Origin of the sequence: Oceanicola sp. S124, assembly GCF_000220565.1 — a bacterium.
Taxonomy (GTDB): Bacteria; Pseudomonadota; Alphaproteobacteria; order Rhodobacterales; family Rhodobacteraceae; genus Pseudooceanicola.
Window position 1 is genome coordinate 1 of sequence record NZ_AFPM01000041.1, and the last position, 4,729, is coordinate 4,729.

Sequence of the window (4,729 nt, forward strand, 5' to 3'; positions counted from 1 at the left end):
CGAAGGCCATGACGGCGCCGACCGCGGGGGTCTTGCTGACACCAAAGCTGTCCTGGGCCTGGCTCCACCAGGTGCGGGCATTGCCGCGGATGTCGACGCCGGAAAGGTTGCGGGCGAAGGGCACGCACCAGACGCGGGCGCCCTTCGACTGAAGGGCCTCGACCTCGGACATGGCGAAGGAAAGACGCGCGGCGTCGAGTTCGGAGTCGTAGGTCGCGAAGGTCTCGGGCGCCGAAGCGCAGCCGGCCAGCGCGAGCGCGCCCAGAAGCGCCGCCGCGCGCAGCGACGTGTTCATAAACGTGAAGTGCAAGTTCATCCCTCGGTCGTCGTGTCGTGCGACTGTCCCCACCTGTCAGACGCCGGACCTGCTGGCCCGGGCCCTCCGGCCCCAGTCGACCGGCCCCCGCCGGTCACGGCAGTTAGCGAGAACTTGAGGCGAATTCAAAGTGTTGATTCCGAGGGAGGGCGGAGGATTGCCGATGGCGCCCGGTCAATCGGCAAAAAGCCCCCCGCGCCGGGCGCGGAGGGCCTGATTTCCGGGCAGCGGATCGCGCCTCAGCCGAGGGCGTCGTTGCAGCGGCCGCAGACCCCTGCGTGGGCATGGGTCCCGACATCGGGCAGGATCTTCCAGCAGCGCTGGCACTTCTCGCCCTCGGCCTTTTCGAAGACCACCGCGATATCGGTGACCTCGGGCAGGCGATAGGCTTCCTGCGGCGCCGGGTCGGCGGTCAGGCTGAGACCGGAGGTGATGCAGATGTCGTCGAAGTTGACGGACTTCAGTGCGGCCAGGGTCTCGGCATCCTCGACATGGACCACCGGGGCGGCTTCCAGCGAGGCCCCGATGACCTTCTCGACGCGTTGCACTTCCAGCGCGGCGGTGACCACGCGGCGGGCGCGGCGGACACGGGCCCACTTGGCGGCCAGGGCCTCGTTCTTCCACTCCGCCGGGGTTGCCGGGAAGTCCTGCAGGTGGATCGAGCTCTCCTCGCCGGGGAAGCGCTCCAGCCAGACTTCTTCCATGGTGAAGACCAGCACCGGCGCCAGCCAGGTGGTCAGACGATGGAAGAGGATGTCCAGCACGGTGCGGCAGGCATGGGCGCGGGGGGTCTCGCCATCGCAGTAAAGCGCATCCTTGCGGATGTCGAAGTAGAAGGACGACAGTTCCACGGTCGCAAAGTTGAACACGGCCTGGAAGACGCCCTGGAAGTCGAAGGCGCGGTAGCCCTGTTGCACGACCTCGTCCAGCTCGGCCAGGCGGTGCAGCACCCATTGCTCCAGCTCGGGCATGTCGGGCGCGGCGACGCGCTGGTCCTCGGTGAAATCACCGAGGCTGCCAAGGATGAAGCGCAGGGTGTTGCGCAACCGGCGGTAGCTGTCGGCGGTCCCCTTCAGGATCGTGTCGCCGATCCGCTGGTCGGCGGTGTAATCGGCCTGGGCCACCCAGAGGCGCAGGATATCCGCGCCGTATTGCTTCACCACGTCCTCCGGGGCCACGGTATTGCCGAGCGACTTGGACATCTTGTTGCCCTTCTCGTCCAGCGTGAAACCATGGGTGACGACGTTGCGATAGGGCGCGCGGCCAAGGGTGCCGCAGGCTTCCAGCAGGGAAGAGTGGAACCAGCCGCGGTGCTGATCGGTGCCTTCCATGTAAACGTCCGCAATGCCGTCCGCGGTGCCGTCTTCGCGGTCGCGCAGCACGAAGGCATGGGTCGATCCACTATCGAACCAGACGTCGAGGATGTCATCGACCTTCTGCCATTCGGCTGGGTCATAGTCCTCGCCCAGGAAGCGTTCCTTGGCGCCGGGCTTGTACCAGGCGTCCGCGCCCTCGGCCTCGAAGGCCTCGGCGATGCGGGCGTTGACCTTTTCATCACGCAGCAGGAAGTCCGCATCGGTGGGCAGGGCCCCCACGCGGGTGAAGCAGGTCAGCGGCACACCCCAGGCGCGCTGGCGCGACAGCACCCAGTCGGGGCGCGTCTGCATCATCGCATGCAAGCGGTTGCGGCCTGAGACGGGGGTGAACTTCACCAGCTCCTCGATCGACTTCAGGGCGCGCTGGCGGATCGTCTCGCCGTGCTCGTCGCGGCCGTCGCCGACCTTGCGGTCGATGGCGGCGAACCACTGCGGCGTGTTGCGGAAGATCACCGGCGCCTTGGAGCGCCAGCTGTGCGGATAGCTGTGCTTGATCTTGCCGCGCGCCATCAGCCCGCCGACCTCGACCAGCTTGTCGATCACGGCCTTGTTGGCATCGCCTTCGCCACCCTTGCGGTTGAGGATGTACTTGCCGCCGAAGAAGGGCAGGTCGGCGCGGAAGCCGCCGTCGTCCATCACGTTGTAGGTGATGACCTGCTCAAGCATCCCGAGGTCGCGGTAAAGCTCGTATTCCTCCATCCCGTGCGAGGGGGCGCAATGGACAAAGCCGGTGCCTTCCTCGTCGGTGACGAAGGGCGCGGCGCGGAAGTCGCGCGGGGCGTCCCATTCGCCGTTGGACCCTTCGGCGCCCGCCAGCGGATGCGACAGGGTCATGGCGGCCAGCTGGTCCGAGGTCACGTCGCTGACGCGGCGCCACTGGTCATCGCCCAGGCGGGCCTTGGCGAAGGTCTGCGCGGCCAGCTTGTCCGCCAGCAGGTACTTTTCGCCGACCTTCAGCCAGCAGTCCTCGGGGGTGCCGGTGACCTCGTAGAGGCCGTAGTCATAGTCGGCGCCATAGACGACCGCCTTGTTCGAGGGGATGGTCCAAGGAGTGGTGGTCCAGATCACCACATGGGCGCCGAGGAACGTCTCGCGCGCTGCCTGGGCGGCCTCGATCACCGCCTGGGCGGCCTCGTCGGATTCCTCCTCGCCGGCCCGGTCGGCCTCGCCGGTGCCGAAGTCGGTGACCTTGAACTTCACCCAAATGGTGAAGCTCTCCTTGTCGTGGTACTCCACCTCGGCCTCGGCCAGGGCGGTCTTCTCGACCGGAGACCACATCACCGGCTTCGACCCCTGGTAGAGCGTGCCGTTCATCAAGAACTTCATGAATTCCTCGGCGATGACGCGCTCGGCGTGGAAGTTCATCGTCAGGTAGGGATCGGCCCAGTTGCCGGTGATCCCGAGACGCTTGAACTCCTCGCGCTGGATGTCGACCCAGCCCTCGGCGAACTTGCGGCATTCCTGGCGGAAGTCGACCACGTCGACCTCGTCCTTGTTCTTGCCCTTCTTGCGGTACTGCTCTTCGATCTTCCACTCGATCGGCAGGCCGTGGCAGTCCCAGCCGGGGACATAGCGCGCATCATGGCCCATCATCTGGTGCGAGCGGACGATCATGTCCTTGATCGTCTTGTTCAGCGCGTGACCGATATGCAGGTGCCCGTTGGCGTAGGGCGGGCCGTCATGCAGCGTGAAGGGCGTGCGGCCTTCCTTTTCGCGCAGGCGGTCATAGACGCCGATCTTTTCCCAACGCTCCAGCCAGGCGGGCTCGCGCTTGGGCAGGCCGGCGCGCATGGGAAAGTCGGTTTTCGGCAGGTTCAGGGTGTCTTTGTAGTCAGGCGTCTCGGCGCACATGGTCGTGATCCGTTTCAGGAAGTCGCAATGTCTGTGAAAGGTCGGCGCGGTATCCCAGACGCCTTGTCCCGGCGGCTCGCGTTCAGAGCGCCGGGCATGTAATTCGAATGATGATGGCGAAGGCTCGGGTCATCATGGGGGTTATGTACATGGGACAGGGCAGGGCGTCCAGAGGATCGCGCGTCGCGCTCAAGGGGCCGTCGGAGGCCTCCGGCGGGAGTATTTTCAGCCTGGTGATGATGCGGGACAGTGCCGGAAAGGCGGCCTCCTTTTCCACCGAGAGCGTGCACGCCCTCCATTGCGAAACGAGGCCGCCATGCCGGCTCCGTCTCGTCGCATCACCAGGCTGGAAGTACTCCGGGGGGAGGCGCGCAGCGACGGGGGGCAGAGCCCCCTCCCTCAGCTCTCGGTCTTCTCGGCCCTGGCGAAGAGTCCAGTCAGCGCGCTCTGGATGATCGCCGTGACCCGGGGGCGGCGACGGTCCGAGAAGGGCATGGGGCGGCAGACCTCCATTGCGGCGACGCCGACACGCGCGGTCAGCGCGCCATTGACCACCCCTTCACCAAAGCGGCGCGACAGGCGGGCCAGCAGGTTGCCCCCCAGGATCGAGCCCAGCATGTCGTCGCCCATGGCCACCGCGCCGGTGGCGACAAGGTGGGTCATCACCGCCCGCAGCAGCCGCAGCGAGCCAAGGGTGCCCGAGCGACCGCCGTAGATGTCGGCAATGCGGCGGATCATGCGGATGTTCGAGGTGAGCGCAGTCAGCACGTCGGCGAAGGCCAGCGGCACCAGCGCCGTGACCGTGGCCACCTGGCGCGCGGCGGCCTCGACCTCGGCCCGGGCAGCGCGGTCGAGAGGAGAGAGCAGCTCCTGCTCCGCCAGGTCGATCAGCGCCTCGGCGTCGAACTGGTCGGGGGTGCGCTCGGCGAACCGTTCCAGCGGCCAGCGCATGTCGGCGCGGTGGCGGTAGAGCCCGGTCAGCTGTTTCGTCGCGGCGCGGGCGGCCGAGAGATCCCCGGCCGCGCGGGCCGAAGCGAGGGCGTGGTGCAGGTGCTCGATCCGCGACAGGCGGGCGAATGCGGTGATTTCCTTCAGCAGGATGGCCAGCAGCACCAGCACGAAGGCCGCCAGCAGCGCCGAGACGGCCCAGCCCAGCCAGGGCGTCGTGGCGATCAGCCCGGTGACG

Annotated in this window: 3 protein-coding genes; all 3 read right to left on the reverse strand. The window is 67.2% G+C overall.

Annotated elements, in window-relative coordinates; all coding sequences use genetic code 11:
- On the reverse strand, positions 1 to 310 hold a 310-nt coding region (locus OS124_RS0103860), incomplete at its 3' end, for a CHAP domain-containing protein (RefSeq protein ID WP_138919418.1).
- Positions 311 to 555: 245 nt separating this feature from the next.
- A complete protein-coding gene (gene ileS, locus OS124_RS0103865; protein WP_010138025.1) occupies positions 556 to 3,543 on the reverse strand; it encodes an isoleucine--tRNA ligase in 2,988 nt (995 codons plus the stop codon).
- 399 nt (positions 3,544 to 3,942) lie between these two features.
- Positions 3,943 to 4,729 (reverse strand): YcjF family protein (locus OS124_RS0103875; RefSeq protein WP_010138027.1); only part of this gene is annotated, 787 nt, incomplete at its 5' end.